We start from the raw sequence: 21,929 nt of genomic DNA, 5'->3' as shown, positions 1-21,929 counted from the left end.
CGATCCTGCCGCACCCTGCTAACTTTTGCAAGCAACCGCTTGCAAAAGCGCGCACCCCCGGCCGGCGCAGGGTTCGTGGCATGCCGCCCGTGGGATGCTGGGGGCGTGAACCTGGAGGATCTCGTACGGCTGCGGCGGGCTCGGGACGCGATGGACCGGGACTACGCGCGGCCGCTCGACGTGCCGGCGCTGGCGCGGGTCGCCCTGATGTCCTCCGGGCACTTCTCCCGCAGCTTTCGGGCCGCCTACGGGGAGACGCCGTACGGGTACCTGATGACGCGCCGCATCGAGCGGGCGAAGGCGCTGCTGCGGCGCGGGGACCTGAACGTGACGGAGGTCTGCTTCGAGGTCGGCTGCACCTCGCTCGGGTCGTTCAGCTCGCGCTTCACCGAGCTGGTCGGCGAGACGCCGAGCGCGTACCGGGCCCGCTGCCACGCGGCGGGCGCCGCGATCCCCGCCTGCGTGGCCAAGGTGTCCACCCGTCCGCTCAGGAAACCGGAACCGATCGGGAAACCGGAACCGGTCAGCAAACCGGAACCGGTCAGGAACGGAGAAGCGGGAACGGGCGACGGCTCGTAACGTCGAGGGCATGACCATCAAGCTCTCGCAGTGCTTCATCGCCGTCGACGACCACGACAAGGCGCTCGCCTTCTACCGTGACGTCCTCGGCATGGAGGTCCGCAACGACGTCGGCTTCGAGGGAATGCGGTGGGTGACCGTCGGGTCCCCCGCGCAGCCGGACGTGGAGATCGTCCTCGAACCGCCGCTCGCCGATCCCAACGCCTCCGCCACCGACAAGCAGGCCATGGCGGAACTGCTGGCCAAGGGCATGCTGCGGGGCGTCATCTTCGCCACCGACGACGTCGACGCCACCTTCGAACGGGTCCGGGCCGCCGGCGGCGAGGTGCTCCAGGAGCCGGTCGACCAGCCGTACGGGGTCCGCGACTGCGCCTTCCGCGACCCGGCCGGCAACATGCTCCGCTTCAACCAGCCCCGCACGCGGTAACCGAGCCGCGATCCCACCGGCGACGGCCCTTTCCCAGGGGGCCCGTCCGCCGGGTGCGCCGGTTGCGCCGCCACCCGGAGCCGGGGCGTCCTGACCGCCGACACCCCCGACCGGGCCCGGGACACCGCGCGGTGGGCGGAGCGGCACGGCGTCCGCTACCGGGACGGGGCGGTCATGACGCCGAACACCACCATCGGCACGGACCACGCGGTGTTCCTGCACGGCGGCCCGCAGGACCTGTACGAGGAACTGCGCCCGGTGCTCGACACGTTGGGTGGCGCCCACACCCACCTCGGAGCGGACACCGGCCGCGCGGCGGCGTACGACATCGCGCTGCTGGACGTCTTCTGGACGGCCACGGCCGGCTGGGCGCACGCCCTGGCGGTCGCCCGGGCCGAGGGCATGGCCCGCCGCACGGTCGGGCCGGGCCACGGGACGGACGGGTTCGTCCGGATCGCCGAAGTCCTGGGCCGCCGCTGAGGAACCGCCGGGGGCACCCCCGACGCCGAGCCCACCGCCGCCGCGTCCGGAAGCGGGCGCGGCGGCGGGCCCCGGTCGGCTCGGCGCGCTACCCCACCGGCGCCCGCCCGATCACCACCGTCGCGTACAGCTCCTCCGAGGTGACCGCCCGGACCGCGAGGCCGCCCGCCGTCAGGGCGGAGGCCGTCACCGGCGACTGCCGGGCGCTGGTCTCGATCAGCAGGTGTCCGCCCGGGGCCAGCCACCGCACGGCCTCGGCGGCGACCCGCCGGTGGACGTCCAGGCCGTCCGCGCCCCCGTCGAGGGAGACGAGCGGCTCGTGGTCGCGGGCCTCCGGCGGCATGAAGCCGATCTCCTCCGTCGGCACGTACGGGGCGTTGACCACCAGCACGTCCACCCGCCCGCGCAGCTCCGCCGGGAGCGCCGCGTACAGGTCGCCCTGCCAGACCGAGCCCCCGTACGGGGCCACGTTGCGCCGCGCGTACTCCAGCGCGGCCGGGTCGATGTCGGCGGCGTGCAGTTCGACGCCGCCGTGGACCTGGGAGGCCACCGCCGCGCCGAGGGCGCCGACCCCGCAGCACAGGTCCAGTACGACCGCTCCGGGCCGGGTCAGCCCGACCGCCTCCCGCACCAGGAACTCGGTGCGCCGGCGCGGCACGAAAGCCCCCGCGCCGACCCACAGGCGCAGCCCGCCGAACTCCGCCCAGCCCACGACGTGCTCCAGCGGTTCCCCGGCGACCCGGCGGGCGACCATGCCGGCCAGGTGTCCGTCGTCGGTGGCGGCCGAGACCAGCAGGTCCGCCTCCTCCTCCGCGAAGACGCAGCCGGCCGCGCGCAGGCGTTCCACGATCGATGCCACGGGTGATTCGGTCCTCTTCGGTCGTCAGCAGTCGGAGATCGGTGGTCGGTGGTCGGCAGTCGGTGGGGACGGGCGACGCGCCCCGGGCCGTCAGAAGACGTCCGGGCACCACGGCCGGCGCGCGGTGCGGAACACCGTGTCGGCGAGGGCCACCGCCCCGGGCCGCAGTTCGCTCACCCCGCCCAGCGCCGCCAGCCGTACCGCCGAGGCGTCGCCGAGGTAGAGGGCGCCGAGCGCGGCCGCGTCGAGCCGCAGGTCGGCGGGCTCCCCCGTACGGGAACAGGTGCCGGCGCCCGCGTCGAGGCGGTAGCGGCCCTCCGCCGGGCCGTCGGGGTCGGTGACCTCCAGGACGAACGCGCCGGGGACCTCGTACGTCCGCGCGGCCAGCGCCCGTGCGACGTCCAGCACCCGCACCCACAGGAAGTCGGATGCGGTCACCAGCGCGGCCGCGCGCGGGTCGGGCAGCAGCTGCGGGAGGAGGTCGTCGGGGGCGCGGTAGCCGGTGCGGACCTTGGTGACCCAGTCGACGGAACACAGGAAGTGCCACAGCGCCCGCTCGGCCCCGGGGGTCAGCGCGATCAGGTCGCGCACGCGCAGGGTGTTCTGCGGGGTCTTCGCGTCGGTCCAGTGCTCGTCGACGCCGTAGATCACCAGACCGGCGGTCTCACCGTCGGCGCTCCGGTACACCGCGTGGAACTTGTCCTTGTACGGGGAGTGCGACATCGCCCGCACGCCCGTCACCACGTCCCACCAGCGCGCGTCCCGGTCGACCAGGCCGGGCACGACGGCCCGCAGCCGCTCGTGCAGCGCGGGGCCGATCCGCCGGACCTCGGCGGCGTCCACCAGGTCGATCCGGCCGCCGTCGGCGGGGACCGGCCGGCGGCGGTCGAGGCCGGCGCGCGGCACGTCGATCTCCCACTCGGCGAGGGAGGTCGCGGGGCCGAAGCCGTAGCGCCCGTAGATCGGGTACTCGGCGGCGATCAGGGTGGCCAGGACGTCACCGCGCTCCCGGCAGGCCGCCAGCTCGGCGGCCATCATCCGGGTCAGCAGGCCCTGGCGGCGGTGGGTGGGCAGTACGGCGACGGAGGAGACCGCGCTGCACGCGACGAGGGCCCCGCCGGGGACGGTCAGCTCCTGCGTGAAGGACCGGAAGCTCGCGACGCAGCGGCCGGTGTCCGGGTCGAAGGCGCCCTGAAGGCGGGCGAGGTCGCTGCCCTCGGTCCGTTGGGCCACGTCGGAGTCCGTGACCGGGGTCGCGGTCAGGAAGCCGGTGTTCAGGGCCCGCATCCAGTCGGGGATCTCGGACTCGGTGATCGGCCGGACGTCAGCGCTCATAACGGCACACGCTAATCGTCCGTACGGCCCTGGTCGCCCGATTTTCCCGCCGCCCGCGACCGCTGCCCGCGCACCCCGTCCGGCAGCGGGTCGCTAGGCCAGCAGGTCGTCCACCTGTGCCTCGCCCTCCCGGTAGCGGCGGGTGATCTCCGCGCTGGAGTCGTCCGCCAGCCGCTGGAGCTGCTGCCGGCGCCGCGAGACCTGCTGCTCGTAGCGGACCAGCCGGCCCATCGCGTCGTGCAGTTCCGCGTCGGTGCGGGCGTCCAGGTCGGACAGCTCGACCTCGGAGAGCATCTCGGCGGCCAGCAGCCGGAACTCCTCGTTGTGCGGGGTCCCGAGGGTGACGTGGCGGGCGGAGGGCCTGCGGCTGGACGGCGCGTCGGCGAGGATCTCGGAGAGCCGGTCCACCACCGGCGCCTCGGGGTCCGTGCGGCGGGCGAGTTCGGCGCGCAGGATGTCGATGCGGCCCTGCAGGAGTCTGCGTACGTAGCTCAGGTCGGCCTCGTCGCGCTGCGCGTCGCGGCGCAGCGCGCGCAGCTCCGGCAGGCCGAGGGCGGTGGCCGCGCCGGCCAGCGGGCCCGGGCCCGGGGCTTCGCCGGTGCGCTGTGCGGGCGGGCGCCCGGTGGCGGGCGACGCGGGTGACGCGGGTGCAGGTGCGGAGGTACCAGAGGTGTTCATCGTTCGTATCCGTCCCCTCGACCGGTGCTGGGGGCACCGCCTGCGTGCATCGTGCCACTCTCCGTGGCGTCGACGCAGTCCCACTGCACCCGATCGGCCCCGGACGGGTGCACGCCTGGTACACAGGTGGTATGCGAGCAGTGGTGCAGAGGGTGGACGGCGCGAGCGTGGTCGTGGCCGGTGAGACGGTCGGCGAGATCGTCGGCGAGGGACTGTGCGTCCTGGTGGGGGTGACCCACGACGACACTCCGGAGAAGGCGGCGCTGCTGGCGCGCAAACTGTGGTCCGTACGGATCCTGGAGGCGGAGAAGTCGTGCAGCGACATCGGCGCCCCACTGTTGGTGATCTCCCAGTTCACGCTCTACGGGGACGCCCGCAAGGGCCGCCGCCCCACCTGGAACGCGGCCGCGCCCGGCCCGGTCGCCGAGCCGCTGGTCGACGAGGTCGTGGCGCAACTGCGGTCGCTGGGCGCGACGGTGGAAACGGGCCGGTTCGGCGCGGACATGCGCGTCTCGCTCACCAACCACGGCCCGTTCACCATCGTCATCGACATCTAGGACGTCCCGCCCGATCGGCGCCGGAACGCTACGGCGCCACGACGACCTCCTGCGCGGCGGCGGTGGTCCCCACCAGCAGCGGCGCGTCCACGGGGACGTTCCGCTTGACCAGGGCGAGGGCGATCGGCCCCAGTTCGTGGTGGCGCACGGCGGTGGTCACGAAGCCGAGCCGACGGCCCTCCTCCCCGTCCGCGGCGAGCCGTACGGGCGTGCCGTGCGCGGGGAGCAGCACCTCGGAGCCGTCCAGGTGCAGGAAGACCAGCCGGCGCGGCGGCTTCCCCAGGTTGTGGACGCGGGCGACGGTCTCCTGTCCCCGGTAGCAGCCCTTCTGCAGGTGGACGGCGGTGCCGATCCAGCCCAGTTCGTGCGGGATGGTGCGGTGGTCGGTCTCCAGGCCGACGCGCGGGCGGTGCGCCTCGACGCGCAGGGCCTCGTAGGCGAGCAGGCCGGCGGCCGGGCCGTGCGCGGCGGCGAAGGCCTCCAGCTCGGCGCGGGGGAGGAACACCTCGCGGCCGTACGGGGTCTCGCGCACGGCGAGGTCCTTGGCGACCTCGGCGATCGAACCGGCCGGGAGGTGGACGACGGCGAAGTCGGCGGTGCGGTCGGCGACTTCGACGCGGTAGAAGAACTTCATCGCCTCCAGGTAGCCGATCAGGGCCTCCTGGGTGCCGGGCTCGACGTGCGCCCAGACCGTCTCCCCGTCGTCGACGAGGTAGAGGGCGTGCTCGATGTGCCCGTTCGCGGAGAGGATCAGCGCCTCGGTGGCCTGTCCGGCGGGGAGGTCGGCGACGTGCTGGGTGATCAGCAGGTGAAGCCAGCCGAGCCGGTCCGCCCCGGTGACGGTGACGACACCGCGGTGGGAGAGGTCGACGAAGCCTCGGCCGTCGGCGAGGGAGCGCTGTTCGCCGTAGAGCTCTCCGTAGTGGGCGGCGACGCCCTCGTCACGGCCTTCGGCCTGTACGGCGCCGGGGAGATGGAGCAAGGGGCTGCTGGTCATGCCACCAAGCGTACGACCCCGGCGGCGCGGCCCCCGGGGCGCTCCCCCGGGGTCAGGGCAGCTCGGGGCGGGCGTCCGCCGCGCGGCGGGCGGCGCACTCCGCGCACAGCCCGAAGATCGCGAAGTGCTTCATGTCGGTCTCGAAGCCGAAGTCGGCCCGCAGCTTCGCCGTGAACTCCGCGGCGACGTCCAGGTCGGCCTCGATGACCTCGGTGCAGTCCCGGCACACCAGGTGGATGTGGTGGTGCCGGTCGGCGAGGTGGTAGGTGGGGGCGCCGTGCCCGAGGTGCGCGTGCGAGACCAGGCCCAGCTCCTCCAGGAGCTCCAGGGTCCGGTAGACCGTCGAGATGTTCACCCCGGAGGCCGTCCTGCGCACCTCGACGAGGATCTCGTCGGGGGTGGCGTGCTCCAGGGCGTCGACCGCCTCCAGCACAAGCTGTCGCTGCGGTGTCAGCCGGTATCCGCGCTGCCGCAGGTCGCTCTTCCAGTCGGTGCTCACCACCCGGCCAGTGTAAGCGCGCGAAGGGGACCGCGGTCGAGTCCGCGGTCCCCTTCGTTTCGTACGACCGTCCGCCCGGCCCTCGGCCCGGCGGAGCTGCCCCGTCGGCTCGGCGGTGGCCGGCCGGTCGGCTCAGCGGAAGAAGGCGATGCCGTCCTCCGGGAGCTCCGGCAGGTTGCGCGCCATGTCGGCGATCTCCTCCGGGGTGACGACCTTCTTGAGCTGGGCCGACATGTACGGGCGCAGCTCGACGTCGGGCGTGGCCTTCTCGCCGACCCACATGAGGTCGCTCTTCACGTACCCGTAGAGGCGCTTGCCGCCGCTGTACGGGCCGGAAGCGGCCGTGCGGGCCACCGCGTCGGTGACGACGTCGATCTGCGGCTTCTGGTGCGCGAGGTCGCCGTACCAGACCTCGACGACGCCCTGGTCACGGACCATGACGATCTCGACCTTGCGGTCCGCGTCGATGCGCCAGTAGCCCGACTCGGACTCCAGCGGGCGCACCTTGTTGCCCTCGGCGTCGAGGACCCACGTGTGGGAGGTGTACTCCAGGAAGTCCCGGCCGTCGTGGCTGAAGACGACTTCCTGGCCGAAGTTGCACTTCTCCTCGCCGGGGAAGTCGAAGACGCCCGCGCCCTCCCAGTTTCCGAGGAGGAAGGCGAGGGGGACGAGGCCGGGGTTCAGGTCGGAGGGGATCTGGATCATGGTTGGCTGCTCAGGCGATCTGTTCGAGGGGGTCCGGGGTGGTCGACTGCGCGGAAGCTCAGCGCTGACCCTGGTACAGCTTCTTGACGGCCAGGACCGTGAAGGCCATGACGCCGACGCAGACCAGGACCAGCAGGGAGGTGAAGACTGCCTCAAGCACGGGGTGCTCCTCGGGAGGATTCGATGGCGGGGTACGGGCCGGTCCCCAAGCCTACTGGCCCGGGGACCGGCGCACTCTGCGAGGTGGGCCGTACGTCGTCCGGCGGGTCAGCCGAGCAGTTGGTGCTGGAGGATCACCGTCTGGTGGAGCGGGACGGCGGGCACCGCTCCCTTGCGGGTCTGCAGGATCACGGCCTGGACGTCACCGGACTGCACGCAGGCGGCCCGGACCTGTTCGTCGCCGACCGGGGCGGATTCCTCCATCACGGTCACACCGGTGGTGTCGGGTGCCTTCTGGTCGACCTTGACCTTGCCCCAGACCTCGTCCACCTCGATGCGGTTGACGCCGTTCAGGTTCATGTCGGCGCCGCAGCCCTCGAAGGTGTCCGCGAAGCCCGAGGAGTGGAACCGCAGCAGGTAGACGCGGGTGCGGGTGCCGTCGGGGGTGGTCCAGCCGCGGCCCACGATCTGGCGCAGGCCCTCGTTGACCAGCCCCTCCTTCAGCTTCGCGCGCGCGGTGCCCTCGTACTCCTCCATGAGGGTGTCCACGGTGACGACGGAGTCCTTCTCCAGCTTCAGCCCGGGGTCCGGTACGGAGCCCTTCGGCGGGGGCAGCAGCAGCTGGGTCAGGCCGGCGTAGTGGGTGCCGTCCTCGTTGTCCTTGGCGAAGGGCAGCGGGGCACCCGGCGGCAGGGTGGGCCGGGCCGGCGCCGGGTACTCCCAGCGGCCGTCGTCGAGGGTGGCGAGCCCGGGGAGATCGGTGCGCTCGGGCTGGAGGAGCGCGTACGCGGCCCCCGATCCGGCGGCCGCGAACACGAGGACCGCGGCGCTCCACCGCAGCACCGCGAACAGCTTGCGGCGGTCCTTGGGGGGCGCGGGGGGCGCGGGGGGCGCGTCCGTCGGGGTCGGGGCCACGGGGGCGGCGGGCGCCGGGGCGGGCTGCGGGAACGTTTCCGCCGGGGCGGTGTGCTGCTCGGTCACGCGGACTCCCCCGGGGACTTGAGGTGGCGCAGCTGGTTCTTGAGGAGGTCGACCGCGTCGGTGGCGTAGAAGCCGGACTTGGGACCGTAGGCGCGCAAGTCGACCATCACGTCGCCCTCGACCGCGACGCAGTACAGGGACTCGATCTTTTCCTTCTTCTCCTCGCCGACGGCCACCAGCGCGCACTTGGCGTCCGGGTAACCGTCCACCTTCGGCGCCTCTCGCTTGTCGGCGACGAACTCCAGGAACGACTTCGAGGCCCCGGCGAAGGAGTTCACGGCCTTCGGGTCGGCCTGCAGGATCCTGACCTCCACGACCAGGTTCCCGGCCCACTTCGTGTAGGTGCGTCCCGCCTGGCCCTTGAGGTCGAGTTCGGCAAGCGCCTCGTCGCGCTTCTTGCGCTCCGAGGTGGACAGGCCCTTGCGGATCTCCTTGAGCCCCTCGACGGCCTTGTCCCCGGACACGACGAAGTCGTTGCCCTCGGCCCCGAGGTCCGGGCCGAGTTCGAAGCTCGCGGGCACCGGGAGCAGCTTGGCGGACACCGCGTTGGCGGGCACGTTCGGCGGCTCGGGCGCCTCCTGCGGCTCCTCGCCGGCGGCCGCCCAGTAGGCGGTGGGCGCGCTGCGGTCGGCGTCGTCGACGGTGGCGGACGCCCAGACCCCTGAGCCCACCAGAACGGCCAGGCTGAGCACGCCGACCACCAGCGGGCCCACCTGGACGCGACTCCCGGCCGGGGCGTCGGGGGCGGCCACCGTGGCCGGGGCCGGTCCGGGCTCCGTCGCCGCGGGGGCGGCGGGGGCGGCCGGGACCGTCGTCGTGTCGTTCGTCGGCTCGGTCACAGTCGCTCCAGCTGTCGCTTGGCCAGGTCGACGACGTTCGATTCGGCGATGTTCCCGCCCCGGTTGTCGTCGTAGAAGATCTCCAGGAGCACGTCACCGCGCCGCACGAGGGCGCGCGAGCTGCGGTACGGCTCGTAGCCGGGCTCCTGCTGCGCCTTCGAGTCCACCCAGGCGTGACCGAGGTCGTCGGGCACTCCGGGAATGGACACACCGGGATTGCCGGCTCGCCTCGCGCTCGGCATGCCCGCGCTGTAACCCTGCTGGTACTCGTCCGCGCCTTCGCGATCCCTGAACTGGATGAGCCGGACGGTGACGTGGTAACGGTCGTTCGTGGACCACGAGGTCAGCGCGATTCTGCGGAGGCCGCCCGTGACGAAATCCCGCAGGGCCTCTTCCGGGTTGTCGTGGTCGGCCGCGAAGAAGTCGAGCGACTCGTAGCCCGGCGATTCCTCGACCTTCGCGCCCGGCGGCGGCTCCAGGAGCAGCTCCGTCAGGTCGCCGTCGGTCTTGTGCCAGCGGTTGGCGTTGATGGACTTGAGCGTCGTCGCGCCGTCCGCGGCCAGCGGCTTCGGGGTGTTCACCTGCCGCAGGGCCAGCGGGGGCAGGGGGGTCGGTTCGCGGTGGTACTGGATCGCGTAACCGGTGACCGTGCCGGCCAGGGTACCGAGGACGAGGGCGGCGGCGATCAGGAGCGTCGTGCGCCCGCGCCGCCGGCGACCCGGGGCGATTTCGGCGCGAGCGGCATCCGATGTCACGGCCGGAAATTCCGCAGCGCCCGATTCCGGCGTCTTCTCCGCCGGTATGGGCAGCTCAGGCACGGTCTGTTCTTTTTCCAATGGAGGTCCCCCCGCAGGACTGGAGGCGCCGGGTGGTGCACCCGCGCACAGCCAAGACGGACTTCGACCGGAAGTAGTTGTACCGAACCCTTATTACGTTTTTATATAGGCGGGTTTCATTCGTCCCGACGCCGCTTTCCGTCCAATTCGTCCCACCATTCGTCCGACTTCCGATCGCCGGAGGGATCGTCCCACCAGCGGTCGTCGGGTCCGCGCCGGTTGGCGACCATCGCGGCGATCGGCGGGATCACCATGGCGACCACGCAGAGGGCCACCGCGGCCTCCACCGACCACAGGCGCACGAAGGACCAGGCGGAGACGAACAGGAACAGGCATCCGCCCATGAGCAGGAAGTAGGCGCGTCGGCGCCGGGCGTACATACCTCCAGGGTAGGTCCGCGCCGACCCGCACGACCCCGAACGACCCCGACCGGACGCTCCGGACGGCGCGAAGGGCCGCACCCCGTTCCAGTGGCGTCCAACCCCCGGGGGTGCGGCCCTTCGGCCGGTCAATCGTCGCTGCGGTGTGCGGTGCTCAGACCGCGATCGCCACGTCCGTCACGCCGCCGGCCTCGGCGACCACGACGTTGCGGTCGGCCGTGCCGCCCGGCACGAGCGCGCGCAGGGTCCAGGAGCCGGTGGCCGCGTAGAAGCGGAACTGGCCGGTCGCCGAGGTCGGGACCTCGGCGGTGAACTCGCCGGTCGAGTCCAGCAGGCGGACGTAGCCGGACACCGGCTCGCCGCCCTGGGTGATCTGGCCCTGGATGGCCGTCTCACCGGGCTTCAGCGTCGCGAGGTCGGGCCCGCCGATCTGTGCTCCACACATGTTCTCTGTCCTGTCCTGGAGAGGTCGTACTGCTACTGGCTACGGGTGCCCCTGCGTGCCCGGCAGGGTTGCCGACCGGCCGGCCGCCGGCCGGCCGGGCTACTTGTTGGGGCCGAGCTCGATCGGCACGCCGACCAGCGAGCCGTACTCGGTCCACGAGCCGTCGTAGTTCTTGACGTTCTCCTGGCCGAGGAGCTCGTGCAGCACGAACCACGTGAGCGCGGAGCGCTCACCGATGCGGCAGTAGGCGATGGTGTCCTTCGCCAGATCGACCTGCTCGGCCTGGTAGAGGGCGGTCAGCTCCTCGTCCGACTTGAAGGTGCCGTCGTCGTTGGCGTTCTTCGACCACGGGATGTTGCGGGCGCTCGGGATGTGGCCCGGGCGCTGCGACTGCTCCTGCGGGAGGTGCGCCGGCGCGAGCAGCTTGCCGGAGAACTCGTCGGGCGAGCGGACGTCGACCAGGTTCTTCGTGCCGATCGCGGCGACGGCGTCGTCACGGAAGGCACGGATGGAGGTGTCCTGGGCCTTGGCCTTGTAGGAGGTGGCCGGGCGGTTGGGGACGTCCTTGCCGTCGACCAGGTCGCGGGAGTCGAGCTCCCACTTCTTGCGGCCGCCGTCGAGCAGGCGGACGTCCTGGTGGCCGTAGAGCTTGAAGTACCAGTAGGCGTAGGACGCGAACCAGTTGTTGTTGCCGCCGTAGAGGACGACGGTGTCGTCGTTGGAGATGCCCTTGGCGGAGAGGAGCTTCTCGAAGCCCTCCTGGTCCACGAAGTCACGGCGGACCGGGTCCTGGAGGTCGCTCTTCCAGTCGATCCGGACGGCGTTGGTGATGTGGTTCTTGTCGTAGGCGGACGTGTCCTCGTCCACCTCGACGATGACGACGTCGGCGTCGTTCAGGTGGGCCTCGACCCAGTCGGCGTCTACGAGGACGTCGCTGCGGCTCATGATGTTCTCCTCCGGGGCAGTGTGCGGCGGGGTGGTGCGGGTGCTGCTGCGGGGCTGGCAGTGCGGGTGCGCGCCGTTCCGGGTGTCACGCCCGGACCCTGCGCGGGGAGGCGTCAGGGGGCGGGAGGCAGGTGCGGTCACGCGACTGAAGGGCCGTCGTCCGGCCGGTGGAGCGGAAGGCTCACACCGCTACATGGAGCGACAGAGCATGGCGGCGACGCGACACAGGTCTACTGCCCGCCGCTTCGTGAGGTCCGCCTGCTGATGCTTCATAGGTAGGGATCGTAGGGACGAATCGGCCGCCCTGTCACCGGTGTGTCATATGTCGAGACAGGATCGTCCGAATGATGGGACGAGAGAGCCCCGGCGGGCCGCCGCGCGGCCCCCGGGGCTCCTCGTACGACCCGTTCATCTGCGGATCGGACCGGGCTGTCTCACGATCCGGCCAGCGACACGTCCGTGCCGGTCAGCGTGAGGTGCACACCGGCCTCGTCGGCGGTCAGCGCGGACAGGCCGAGCCCGGCGGGCAGGCCTCCGTCCACGGTCCGGTCGAAGTCGGTGCGCTTGCGGACCTCGCGCTCGATCCCGGGGATCCCCTCGCCGGGGACCTCGTCGGCGCGCACCCGGACGATCTTGCCCTTGCCGTCCTTCGCGTCGACGAGGGTCACGGTCGACACCACGTGCCGGGTCAGGGACTGGCCGAGGAACTCCAGCGTCGCGGTGACCTTGACCTTGCCGGGGGTTCCGCCGTAGGTCAGGACCACGCCGTTCTGGGAGGCCTGGGTGAGGTCCGCCCAGGAGATCAGCGCGGTGCCCTCGGCCCGGCGGGCGGTGCCGCCGGTGTAGTCCCCGTTCAGCTTCACCTCGTGGAAGCTCGCGTCGATCTGCGAGAGGCGCGTCTTGCGGCCGTCCGCGGTGGCCTCGACGCCGGTCAGCTTCAGGTTGACCCGCTCCAGGTCGTGGCTGAGGGCCTGCGTCAGGAACGGGAAGCCCTCTATCTCGACCTCCGCCTTGCCGCCGGCCCCCTGCCGCGCCTGGATGCGCTCGGCCAGCCGCTCCTCGGCGTAGCCGACCGCCCAGCGGTCCGCGCCCACGAACAAGGCCCCCAGGACCACTCCGATGATCAAGACGACGCGCAGGAAACGCACGTGCCCTCCCCCTACTAGTCGGTACGTGCGTTCTAGTGGACCATGACCGGCCGCGGGGGCCGTGTGCGAGCGCCCCCGGGCCGGTGGTCGGCCCCGGCCGGTCAGCCCACGACCCGGCCGATCAGGTAGACGGCGGGCGCCGCGACGGCCAGCGGCAGCGCGACACCGGCCGTCATGTGGACGAACTTCGACGGGTAGTCGTACGCCGCCACCCGCAGGCCGATCAGCGCGCAGACCCCGGCGACCAGGCCGATCAGGGCCCCGCCCGCGCCGGTGCCGGTGACGGTGCCGACCGCGATGCCGGCGCCCGCGGCCGCGCCCAGCGACACGGCGACGGAGGGCAGGGTGGGCAGCGGCAGCGCGCGCGTGAACACGGCCACGGCGACGGCCGCGGCGCCCACGCTGACGGCCTCGCCGTCGGCCGCGAGGAAGCCCGCGCAGGCGATGGCCAGGGCGGCGGAGGCCACCGACGCCATCAGCCCGTACATCCGCTCGTCGGGGTCCGCGTGGCTGCGCAGCTGGAGGACCAGCGTGAGCAGCACCCAGGCGCCGAGGGTGCCGATGATCGCGCCGGGCCCGTACGTGCTGTCGACGGCGAGCACCGCCGCGTCCGCGACGAGGGCTCCGAGGAAGGCGAGGGCGATGCCCTGACGGGCGGGCCACATGCCGTTCAGGCGGAACCAACCGGCCGCGGTGAGGGCCTGGAGGGCGATCAGCGGGAGCAGCAGGGCGAAGTCCCCGAACGCGGCGGCCACGGCCAGCAGCAGCCCGAGGGCGGCGGTCAGTACGGCCGGCTGCGGACCGGGGTCGATGATCGGCGAACGGCCCTCGGCGCGGGCCTGGGCGGGGTCGACGGCGCGGATGGTGTTGCCGCCCAGGGTCGGGGGGGAGTAGTCGGCGGCGGGCCCCCCGGCCGCCGGTACGGGCCCGGCCGCGGGAGCCGCGGGAGCCGCCCCGGCGGCCCCGGGCCCCGGGTAGGGCGGCAGGTACGCCGTCTGCTCCGCGGCACCCTCACGAACCGGCGGCAGGTACGCCGTCTGCTCAGCGGCACCCTCACGAACCGGCGGCAGGTACGCCGTCTGCTCGGCGGCGGCGTCGGGGGCCGGTGCGGGGGGCTGGGGCGGGAGGTACGCGGTGGACTCGGCGTCCCAGGGCTGCGGCTCCGCCGGCCGGGGCTGCGCATGGCGCGGCCCGGCGTGCCGGGGCTGCTGCGGGGCGGCCGCGGGGGCGGCCTCCTCGCGGAACCACCCGTCGGGCGCGACCGGCTGCGCCTGCTGCTGCTGCGCCCGGGGGTCGGCCGGCCCCGGGTACGGGGGCAGGTACGCCGTCTGCTCGGCGGCGGCCCCGTCACCACCGGAGCCCGCACCGGCGCCGAAGCCGGTCCCGCCGGACGTGCGCGGGTCGGCGGCCCACGGAGCGGCCTGCGGGGCGCCCCAGTCCTGCTGCGACTGCTGCCGCTCGGCGGGCGCGGGCGCCGGCGCGGCCTCCTCGCGGAACCACCCGTCGGGCGCGACCGGCTGCGCCTGCTGCTGCGCCCGCGGGTCGGCCGGCCCCGGGTAGGGCGGCAGGTACGCCGTCTGCTCGGCGACGGGCTCCGAGGGCCACGGCGTGCCGGAGGCCTGCGGCACGCCCCAGTCCTGCTGCGGCTGCTCCTGGTACGGCGGCTGCGGCTGCTGCTCCTGCCCGGCGGCCTCCTCGCGGAACCACCCCTGCGGCGCCGCCTGCTGCCCGGGCACCGTGCCCAGCGGCGGCTGCACCGGCTGGTAGCTGGTGTCCCAGGTCTCGCCCTGCCAGGTCTGGGTCCACGGATCCTGCGGGGAGGCGCCGTCCTGCTGCTGCGGCGGCTGTTGCTGCTGTTGCTGCTGCTGCTGTTGCTGTTGCCGCCGCCGCTGCTGTTCTTCCGGAGTGCTCATCGGTTCCCGTTCACCCGCCCGCGAAGGGCGGGAGCACCTCTACGGTGCCCCCCTCGGTCAGCGGGACGCCGTCGTGGGGACGCTTGCCCACGGGCTCTTCGTTCACGAGGAAGGAGCAGCGCAGCAGGACCCGTGTCAGCTCTCCCGGGTGGCGTTCCCGCACGGCGTCGAGCGCCTCGGCCAGTGTGCGTGCCGAGTACGGCTCCTCCGCCGTCCCGGCCGCGGCCTTGGCCGCCGCCCAGTAGCGGATGGTTCCGGTTGCCACTGCAGCTCCTATCGTCGCCCCGTCGGCTCTCTACCGTCGGCCTCCATGATGACCCCTCCGGCCGTGACCCCCGGCGTACCCCGACGCGCCCCGTGCGCGCCCCGGTTCCCGTGCGGGGGTCCACCGATCCGGTGAAACCGGGGCATACGAGGGAGGAAGGCGTGGCGGGAACCACAGAAGGCGGTGTGCGGGATGCCTCGGCCCCGAAAGGGGCGGTGGGCTATTCTGGCGGCGTAGAGGATCCGGGCAACGTAGCCCCCGGGTCCTTTTGTGCTTCCAGCACGTTGAACGGACCGAGAACAGTGGTATCCATCCGGACCCCGGGGCGCGGGGGCGGACGGGCGCCAGGCAGACGTACGAAGCAGTACCACGCACGTCCTCGACGGGACCGAGGAGGAACCGACGTGATGGACCAGCGAACCGTGCACGTGCACGACCACCGGAGCTGGGCAGGTGGTCGAGCATGAGTTCCCTCCTGCTGCTGACCAACGCCCTGCAGCCGTCGTCCGAGGTGCTGCCCGCACTCGGCCTGCTGCTGCACAACGTCCGGGTCGCACCGGCCGAGGGCCCCGCCCTGGTGGACACCCCCGGGGCCGACGTGATCCTCGTCGACGGCCGCCGCGACCTCCCGCAGGTGAGGTCGTTGTGCCAGCTCCTGCGCTCGACCGGACCGGGCTGTCCGTTGATCCTCGTCGTCACGGAGGGCGGCCTCGCGGCCGTCACCGCCGACTGGGGCATCGACGACGTCCTCCTCGACACCGCCGGACCCGCCGAGGTCGAGGCCCGGCTGCGGCTGGCCACCGGGCGCCGGCAGCTGGGCTCGGACGACTCCCCGATGGAGATCCGCAACGGCGACCTGTCGGTCGACGAGGCGACGTACAGCGCGAAGCTGAAGGGTCGGGTCCTGGACCTGACCTTCAAGGAGTTCGAGCTGCTGAAGTACCTCGCCCAGCACCCGGGCCGGGTCTTCACCCGGGCCCAGTTGCTCCAGGAGGTGTGGGGGTACGACTACTTCGGCGGCACCCGCACCGTCGACGTCCACGTACGGCGGCTGCGCGCCAAGCTCGGGCCCGAGCACGAGTCGCTGATCGGGACGGTCCGCAACGTCGGCTACCGCTTCGTCACCCCGGAGAAGGTCGAGCGGGCGGCGGCGGAGGCCGCGGCCAAGGCGGCCGCCGGACCGGGCTCCGCGAAGGACCCGGTCGAGCGGCCGGACCTCCCCCGGACGGCGGAACCGGCTGTGAGCATCCACTCGGCAGGACGGCCTGCCCAGAGGTAGGTCACCCCGCGTAGACTGCCGCGCGTGGCCAAGGTGACGCGGGATGACGTGGCGCGACTTGCGGGTACCTCTACCGCCGTCGTGAGCTACGTCATCAACAACGGACCCCGGCCGGTTGCCCCGGCCACGCGCGAGCGTGTCCTCGCCGCGATCAAGGACCTGGGCTACCGCCCGGACCGGGTCGCGCAGGCGATGGCGTCCCGGCGCACCGACCTCATAGGCATGATCGTGCCGGACGCGCGCCAGCCGTTCTTCGCGGAGATGGCGCACGCGGTCGAGCAGGCCGCCGCCGAGCGCGGAAAGATGGTGCTGGTCGGCAACTCCGACTACCGCGACGAGCGCGAGGTCCACTACCTGCGGGCCTTCCTCGGAATGCGGGTCTCCGGGCTGATCCTGGTCAGCCAGGGCATGAGCGAGCGCGCGGCCTCCGAGATCGAGGCGTGGGACGCGCGGATCGTGCTGCTGCACGAGCGCCCCGAGGCCATCGACGACGTCGCCGTGGTCACCGACGACATCGGCGGCGCGCAGCTCGCCACCCGTCACCTGCTGGAGCACGGGCACCCGTACGTCGCCTGCCTGGGCGGGGTGGAGAACACCCCCGAGGTCGGTGACCCGGTGGCCGACCACGTCGAGGGCTGGCGCCGGGCCATGCTCGAATCCGGCCGCTCCGTGGAGGGCCGGCTGTTCCAGGCCCCGTACAACCGCTACGACGCCTATCAGGTCGCCCTGGAGGTCCTGTCGGGGCCGGACCGCCCGCCGGCGATCTTCTGCGCCACCGACGACCAGGCGATCGGCGTCCTGCGGGCCGCCCGTGAGCTGCGCATCGACGTGCCCGGGGAGCTGGCGGTCGCCGGCTTCGACGACGTGAAGGAGGCGGCGCTGACGGACCCGCCGCTGACCACGATCGCCTCGGACCGGCCGGCGATGGCCCGCGCGGCGGTGGACCTCGTCCTGGACGACGCGTTGCGCGTGACCGGCTCGCGCCGCGAGCGGCTGAAGCAGTTCCCCTCGGCGCTGGTCGTGCGCCGCTCCTGCGGCTGTCGCTGAGCGCCGTCGCGGCCGGGTCGCCCCCGGCCTCGGCCCTGCCCCGCGCCGGTCCTTATATCGGGCATACGAGGTTCTGTCGGGCTTCTCAGCCGGGACTCAGGAAGCTCTCATGATCCGCGGGGACAGTCGAAGACATGACCGACAGCTTCCGCCGCGAAGGCGAGTACCCGCAGGAGAACCGCCCGGGCCAGCACCCGCCGTTCGGCGAGGACTGGCAGCGGGGTCGTGAGCGCATGGCGCAGGACGTCGGCGCGGGCGGCTACCCGCCGCCGCCCGCGTACCCGCCGCCCGGCGCGCCCGGTTGGCACGAGGCGCACCAGCCGCCGGTGATCCAGGGCGAGACGGTGCCGCCGACCGCCGGCCGGGCCGTCCGGGAGGACGCCCCCCAGGACGGTCCCGCGCACGCCGCCCGCGCCAGGCGGCCGGTCGCGCTGCTGGTCGCCGTCGCCCTGGCGGCGGCCGTGGTCGGCGGCGGGACGGCCACCGTCGTGCAGCAGTTCCTGGTCGGGGGCGGCGCCGGCGGCGGCGGGGTGAACGCCTCCAACGTGTCGCGGTCCAACACCGGCACCGTCACCGGGGTCGCCGAGCAGGTCAGCCCGTCCGTCGTACGGATCGACACCCGTACCGGGTCGGGGCAGGGCACCGGCTCCGGCATCGTGATCACCGCGGACGGCGAGATCGTCACCAACAACCACGTCATCGACGGCGCCTCGGAGATCCAGGTGACGATGAGCGACGGCAAGAAGTACACCGCCCGGACCGTCGGCACGGATCCCGACAAGGACCTCGCGCTGATCGAGCTCCAGGGCGCGAGCGGCCTCAAGCCCGCCTCGCTCGGCAACTCCGACCGGCTGAAGGTCGGCGACGAGGTCGTCGCCATCGGGTCCCCCGACCGGCTGACCGGCACCGTCACCAGCGGGATCGTTTCCGCGCTGGGGCGCGAGGTGAACGTCCCGAAGTCCGAGCGGCAGCAGTCCCCGCAGCGCGGGCAGGGCGGCTGGCCGTTCTCGTACGACGGTCAGCAGTTCAACGGGGACACCGGCTCGAACACCACCTCGTACAAGGCCATCCAGACGGACGCCTCGCTGAACCCGGGCAACTCCGGCGGCGCGCTGGTCAACATGAACGGCGAGATCGTCGGCATGCCGTCCGCGATCTACTCCCCCTCCTCGGACAGTTCGAGCGCCGGCAGCGTCGGCCTGGGCTTCGCGATCCCGGTCAACACCATCAAGGCCGACCTCGACTCGCTGCGCGCCGGCGGCAGCGGAAACAGCTCGGGCGGCAACGGGACCGGCAACGGTTCGGGCGACAACGGCAACGGCAGCGGCACCGGCACGGACGGCTTCGGCACCTCCTTCTGAGCCCGTCACACGACGGCCCCCGACGACCCCCGACGGCCATCGATCGGCCGCCGGTCTCCTGAGACCTCCACCGGCCGGCCCGTGCGACGCTGGGAAGCGCCGTCACGCACCGCATGCCATGGCCGACCACCGCACCCCTGGGAGACCCGAGATGAACGCCGCCGAAGGCGACCAGCAGCGCATCCTCGTCGTCGACGACGAGCCGGCCGTGCGCGAGGCCCTGCGCCGCAGCCTCGCCTTCGAGGGGTACGACGTCCGGACCGCGGTGGACGGCCTCGACGCGCTGGAGCGGACCGACTCCTACGCCCCGGACCTGATCGTCCTGGACATCCAGATGCCCCGCATGGACGGACTGACGGCGGCCCGCCGGCTGCGCGCCGCCGGCGCCGTCACGCCGATCCTGATGCTCACCGCCCGCGACACCGTCGGCGACCGCGTCACCGGCCTCGACGCGGGCGCCGACGACTACCTCGTCAAGCCGTTCGAGCTGGACGAGCTCTTCGCCCGCGTCCGCGCCCTGCTGCGCCGCAGCGCCTACGCCGCGCCGCGGCCGGGCGGGGGCGGCGACCACGAGGACACGCTGGCCTTCGGCGACCTGCGCATGGACCTCGCGACCCGCGAGGTCGTCCGGGGCGGGCGGCCGGTGGAGCTGACCCGTACCGAGTTCACCCTGCTGGAGATGTTCCTCGCGCACCCGCGCCAGGTCCTGACCCGCGAGCAGATCCTCAAGACCGTCTGGGGCTTCGACTTCGAGCCCAGCTCCAACTCCCTGGACGTGTACGTGATGTACCTGCGCCGCAAGACCGAGGCGGGCGGCGAGCCCCGCCTGGTGCACACCGTGCGCGGGGTGGGCTACGTGCTGCGCCAGGGCGACGGCGGTCCCGAGTGACGCCGGCCGCCCGGTTCCGCGCCCTGCCGCTGCGCTCACGGATCGCGCTGCTGGTGACGGTCGCGGTGGCGGTGGCCGTCGCGGCCGTCGCCGGTGTGTCCTGGGTGATGGTGAAGTCGCAGCTCAGCGAGCAGCTCGACCGGTCGCTGATGGCGACGGACGTGAGCGCCGAGGTGGGCCGGACGCTGCGCGACGGCTGCGTGACCCGGGTGCGGCAACCGGAGCAGCAGGTCGCCGAGAACCTGGGCGCGACCGTACAGCTCGTGCTGGCCGACGGCACGCGCTGCTGGGTGAGTGGACGGACCGGACTGCCGGTCACCGCCGTGGACAAGGAGATCGCGGCGGGCGTGCGGGAGGAGACCCTGCACGACGTGCGCACCGGTGACGGCGTCGAGATGCGCGTCCTGACGCTGAAGCGGCAGACGCCCGCCGGCCAGTACTTCGGGATCTCCATCGCCAAGCCGGCCGCGGACGTGGACGATCCGCTGTCGACGCTGGCCTGGATCCTGCTCGTGGTGTCGGGCATCGGCATCGTGGGCGCGGGCGCGGCCGGCCTGTGGGTGGCCCGCACGGGGCTGCGGCCGGTCGACGAGCTGACCGCGGCCGTCGAGCACGTCGCCCGGACCGAGGACCTCACCGTACGGATCCCCGACGAGGGAGACGACGAGATCGCCCGGCTGTCGCGGTCCTTCAACTCGATGACGGCGGCGCTGGCCTCCTCCCAGGAGCGGCAGGCCCAGCTGATCGCCGACGCCGGGCACGAGCTGCGCACGCCGCTGACCTCGCTGCGCACGAACATCGAGCTGCTGGCCCGCAGCGAGGACACCGGCCGGGCCATCCCGTCCGAGGACCGGCGGGAGCTGCTGGCCTCGGTGAAGGCGCAGATGACGGAGCTGGCCGCGCTGATCGGGGACCTCCAGGAACTGTCCCGGCCGGACGCTGCCCCGCACGCCCCGCTCGGGGTGGTGGCCCTGCACGACATCGCCGGTACCGCGCTGTCCCGGGCCCGGCTGCGCGGTCCGGAGCTGCGGTTCGGCTCCGACCTGGAGCCCTGGTACGTCCGGGGCGAGGCGGCGGCGCTGGAGCGGGCGGTGGTCAACGTGCTGGACAACGCGGTGAAGTTCAGCCCGCCCGGCGGCGCCGTCGAGGTGTCGCTGCGGGCGGGCGTGCTGACGGTGCGCGACCACGGGCCGGGCATCCCGGCGGAGGACCTGCCCCACGTCTTCGAACGGTTCTGGCGCTCCCCCTCGGCCCGCGCGCTGCCCGGGAGCGGCCTGGGCCTGTCGATCGTGGCCCGTACGGTCCACCGCGCCAGCGGCACCGCCGAGTTGCGGGCGGCGGCCGACGGCGGACCCGGTACGGAGGCGGTGCTCCGCGTCCCGGGGGCGCCGGTGCCGCCGCCCGAGGGGTCAGTTGTGCCGTATCAGTGATTCGACCAGGCCGGACCGGGTGTTGGGGAAGTCCATCGGAACGATTCCGAGGCCGGTCCGGCCGGCCAGTTCGCCGCCGTCCACGAAGCCGTGTACCTGCGGGTTCAGCCGGTCGGAGTTCCAGCGCGGCGGCATGTACGCCGCGGTGCTGACGTAGTTCACGAACAGCTTGCCGGGCTGTTGCACGGCCCGCCGGAAGTGGTTCTCGATCCTGCCGCGCTTGGCAAAGGGTTCGGCGTTCCAGTCGTCCTGGACGTCGAAGACGTTGCCGTCGGCGTACCGCAGGCCGGGCAGGCCGCCGTTGTCGGCGAGGAGCACCACCTTGCCGCGGGCGGCGCCGAGCGAGGACGGCAGCGCGTCGGCGATCCGGAACAGCGGCCGCCAACCGCGCTGGTCGAGGTAGTCGTCGAAGACCGCGCGGAAGGTGGCGTCGCTCTCGCCGGAGTACTCCTGCTTGACCCGCATCAGGACGGTCTCGGAGGGGTGCGCGGCGAGGAAGTTCCAGCAGGCGACGAGCACGTCACCGAACATCAGGTCCTGGAAGAACGATCCGTGGTGGATGGCGAACGACCCGCCCGTGACCCGACATCGGACGTCGAGGAAGCGGATGCCGGCGTCGAGCTGTTGGGCGATCGAGGTGTTCTGGCAGGCGACGTAGAGGCCGCCCTTGCGGGCGCCGGAGTCGTGCGTGCCGGGGATGGTCATCCGCTGGAGCGGGGTGGAGTCGGCGAGGCCGGCCATCCAGTCCGAGGTGCCGAGGGCGCGGGCGGAGGCGGGCGCCGCCGTCCCCAGTCCCACGGCGGTCACGGCCGCCAGGGCTCCCGCCCCGGTCAGGAAGGTCCGCCGGTCCAGTGCCACGCCCATGTCCACCCCTTTGTCGACCCGGTGATGGGACG

25 protein-coding genes and 1 pseudogene are annotated in these 21,929 nt (G+C 73.0%); 9 read left to right on the top strand and 17 right to left on the bottom strand.

Annotated features, from left to right (window positions below; translation table 11 throughout):
• Positions 1-150: 150 nt before the first annotated feature.
• From AB0D46_RS09155 to AB0D46_RS09145, 3 genes and pseudogenes are all read left to right on the top strand, one after another.
• Positions 151-579 carry a helix-turn-helix transcriptional regulator gene (locus AB0D46_RS09155; protein WP_362876746.1) on the top strand — a complete coding sequence of 143 codons (429 nt, stop codon included), beginning with the start codon at positions 151-153 and terminating at the stop codon, positions 577-579.
• A 10-nt stretch (positions 580-589) separates the two neighbouring features.
• Positions 590-1,006, top strand: a complete 417-nt coding sequence (locus tag AB0D46_RS09150; RefSeq protein WP_362876656.1) for a VOC family protein — start codon at positions 590-592, stop codon at positions 1,004-1,006.
• Between the two features lie 90 nt (positions 1,007-1,096).
• A pseudogene (locus AB0D46_RS09145) lies at positions 1,097-1,486 on the top strand (hypothetical protein); the annotation flags it as partial.
• 88 nt (positions 1,487-1,574) lie between these two features.
• Here the strand turns inward: AB0D46_RS09145 and AB0D46_RS09140 are convergent.
• The 3 genes from AB0D46_RS09140 to AB0D46_RS09130 form a co-directional block, all read right to left on the bottom strand.
• Positions 1,575-2,345 carry a putative protein N(5)-glutamine methyltransferase gene (locus AB0D46_RS09140; RefSeq protein ID WP_362876655.1) on the bottom strand — a complete coding sequence of 257 codons (771 nt, stop codon included), beginning with the start codon at positions 2,343-2,345 and terminating at the stop codon, positions 1,575-1,577.
• A gap of 90 nt (positions 2,346-2,435) precedes the next feature.
• Positions 2,436-3,680 carry a GNAT family N-acetyltransferase gene (locus AB0D46_RS09135; RefSeq protein ID WP_362876654.1) on the bottom strand — a complete coding sequence of 415 codons (1,245 nt, stop codon included), beginning with the start codon at positions 3,678-3,680 and terminating at the stop codon, positions 2,436-2,438.
• A gap of 93 nt (positions 3,681-3,773) precedes the next feature.
• Positions 3,774-4,358 (bottom strand): AmfC protein, encoded by a 585-nt coding sequence (locus tag AB0D46_RS09130; protein ID WP_362876653.1) that lies wholly within the window; start codon positions 4,356-4,358, stop codon positions 3,774-3,776.
• A 131-nt stretch (positions 4,359-4,489) separates the two neighbouring features.
• Between AB0D46_RS09130 and dtd the strand changes: the two genes are divergently transcribed.
• Entirely contained in the window at positions 4,490-4,915 is a 426-nt protein-coding gene (gene dtd, locus AB0D46_RS09125; protein ID WP_362876652.1) for a D-aminoacyl-tRNA deacylase, read from the top strand.
• A 28-nt stretch (positions 4,916-4,943) separates the two neighbouring features.
• Here the strand turns inward: dtd and AB0D46_RS09120 are convergent, their stop codons facing one another.
• The 13 genes from AB0D46_RS09120 to AB0D46_RS09060 all read right to left on the bottom strand — a co-directional run bounded on the left by AB0D46_RS09120 (position 4,944) and on the right by AB0D46_RS09060 (position 15,027).
• Positions 4,944-5,912, bottom strand: coding sequence for a folate-binding protein (locus tag AB0D46_RS09120; protein ID WP_362876651.1), 969 nt, complete (start codon positions 5,910-5,912; stop codon positions 4,944-4,946).
• 52 nt (positions 5,913-5,964) lie between these two features.
• Positions 5,965-6,414 carry a transcriptional repressor gene (locus AB0D46_RS09115; protein WP_362876650.1) on the bottom strand — a complete coding sequence of 150 codons (450 nt, stop codon included), beginning with the start codon at positions 6,412-6,414 and terminating at the stop codon, positions 5,965-5,967.
• 129 nt (positions 6,415-6,543) lie between these two features.
• Complete coding sequence (locus tag AB0D46_RS09110; RefSeq protein WP_281203667.1) at positions 6,544-7,116, bottom strand: FABP family protein; 573 nt, start codon at positions 7,114-7,116, stop codon at positions 6,544-6,546.
• A 267-nt stretch (positions 7,117-7,383) separates the two neighbouring features.
• The gene (locus AB0D46_RS09105) at positions 7,384-8,256 is read right to left on the bottom strand and encodes a hypothetical protein (RefSeq protein ID WP_362876649.1); all 873 of its coding nucleotides are present in this window, start codon (positions 8,254-8,256) and stop codon (positions 7,384-7,386) included.
• Complete coding sequence (locus tag AB0D46_RS09100) at positions 8,253-9,095, bottom strand: hypothetical protein (RefSeq protein WP_362876648.1); 843 nt, start codon at positions 9,093-9,095, stop codon at positions 8,253-8,255. Before AB0D46_RS09100 ends, AB0D46_RS09105 begins: the two co-directional genes overlap by 4 nt.
• Positions 9,092-9,850, bottom strand: a complete 759-nt coding sequence (locus AB0D46_RS09095; RefSeq protein ID WP_362876647.1) for a hypothetical protein — start codon at positions 9,848-9,850, stop codon at positions 9,092-9,094. The genes AB0D46_RS09100 and AB0D46_RS09095 overlap by 4 nt, the downstream gene beginning before the upstream one ends.
• 197 nt (positions 9,851-10,047) lie before the next feature.
• Positions 10,048-10,311: a DUF3099 domain-containing protein gene (locus tag AB0D46_RS09090; RefSeq protein WP_362876646.1), complete on the bottom strand. Its 264-nt coding sequence runs from the start codon at positions 10,309-10,311 to the stop codon at positions 10,048-10,050.
• A gap of 154 nt (positions 10,312-10,465) precedes the next feature.
• On the bottom strand, positions 10,466-10,756 hold the full coding sequence (locus AB0D46_RS09085; protein WP_362876645.1) for a DUF1416 domain-containing protein: 291 nt from the start codon (positions 10,754-10,756) through the stop codon (positions 10,466-10,468).
• Positions 10,757-10,855: 99 nt separating this feature from the next.
• A complete protein-coding gene (locus AB0D46_RS09080; RefSeq protein WP_362876644.1) occupies positions 10,856-11,701 on the bottom strand; it encodes a sulfurtransferase in 846 nt (281 codons plus the stop codon).
• A gap of 189 nt (positions 11,702-11,890) precedes the next feature.
• Positions 11,891-11,974 (bottom strand): putative leader peptide, encoded by an 84-nt coding sequence (locus AB0D46_RS09075; RefSeq protein WP_350206375.1) that lies wholly within the window; start codon positions 11,972-11,974, stop codon positions 11,891-11,893.
• 161 nt (positions 11,975-12,135) lie between these two features.
• The gene (locus tag AB0D46_RS09070; RefSeq protein WP_362876643.1) at positions 12,136-12,849 is read right to left on the bottom strand and encodes a DUF2993 domain-containing protein; all 714 of its coding nucleotides are present in this window, start codon (positions 12,847-12,849) and stop codon (positions 12,136-12,138) included.
• Between the two features lie 101 nt (positions 12,850-12,950).
• Positions 12,951-14,477 (bottom strand): hypothetical protein, encoded by a 1,527-nt coding sequence (locus AB0D46_RS09065; RefSeq protein WP_362876745.1) that lies wholly within the window; start codon positions 14,475-14,477, stop codon positions 12,951-12,953.
• 295 nt (positions 14,478-14,772) lie between these two features.
• Positions 14,773-15,027, bottom strand: a complete 255-nt coding sequence (locus AB0D46_RS09060) for a MoaD/ThiS family protein (RefSeq protein WP_164325115.1) — start codon at positions 15,025-15,027, stop codon at positions 14,773-14,775.
• A gap of 463 nt (positions 15,028-15,490) precedes the next feature.
• On the opposite strand from AB0D46_RS09060, the gene AB0D46_RS09055 reads away from it, so the two are divergent.
• The 5 genes from AB0D46_RS09055 (at position 15,491) to AB0D46_RS09035 (ending at position 21,033) form a co-directional block, all read left to right on the top strand.
• A complete protein-coding gene (locus AB0D46_RS09055) occupies positions 15,491-16,306 on the top strand; it encodes a response regulator transcription factor (RefSeq protein ID WP_362876642.1) in 816 nt (271 codons plus the stop codon).
• A gap of 24 nt (positions 16,307-16,330) precedes the next feature.
• Entirely contained in the window at positions 16,331-17,353 is a 1,023-nt protein-coding gene (locus AB0D46_RS09050; protein ID WP_362876641.1) for a LacI family DNA-binding transcriptional regulator, read from the top strand.
• 134 nt (positions 17,354-17,487) lie between these two features.
• Positions 17,488-18,714: a trypsin-like peptidase domain-containing protein gene (locus tag AB0D46_RS09045; RefSeq protein WP_362876640.1), complete on the top strand. Its 1,227-nt coding sequence runs from the start codon at positions 17,488-17,490 to the stop codon at positions 18,712-18,714.
• Positions 18,715-18,865: 151 nt separating this feature from the next.
• The gene (locus AB0D46_RS09040; RefSeq protein ID WP_362876639.1) at positions 18,866-19,603 is read left to right on the top strand and encodes a response regulator transcription factor; all 738 of its coding nucleotides are present in this window, start codon (positions 18,866-18,868) and stop codon (positions 19,601-19,603) included.
• Positions 19,600-21,033, top strand: a complete 1,434-nt coding sequence (locus AB0D46_RS09035) for a HAMP domain-containing sensor histidine kinase (protein ID WP_362876638.1) — start codon at positions 19,600-19,602, stop codon at positions 21,031-21,033. Before AB0D46_RS09040 ends, AB0D46_RS09035 begins: the two co-directional genes overlap by 4 nt.
• Here AB0D46_RS09035 and AB0D46_RS09030 read toward each other — a convergent pair.
• Positions 21,013-21,897: a phosphatidylinositol-specific phospholipase C gene (locus AB0D46_RS09030; RefSeq protein WP_362876637.1), complete on the bottom strand. Its 885-nt coding sequence runs from the start codon at positions 21,895-21,897 to the stop codon at positions 21,013-21,015. The genes AB0D46_RS09035 and AB0D46_RS09030 overlap by 21 nt on opposite strands.
• Positions 21,898-21,929: the final 32 nt, after the last annotated feature.

The sequence above is a fragment of the Streptomyces sp. NPDC048383 genome, assembly GCF_040651775.1.
GTDB lineage: Bacteria > Actinomycetota > Actinomycetes > Streptomycetales > Streptomycetaceae > Streptomyces.
Note: the sequence above shows the minus strand (reverse complement) of the source record. Positions and strands in the feature narration are given on the sequence as shown.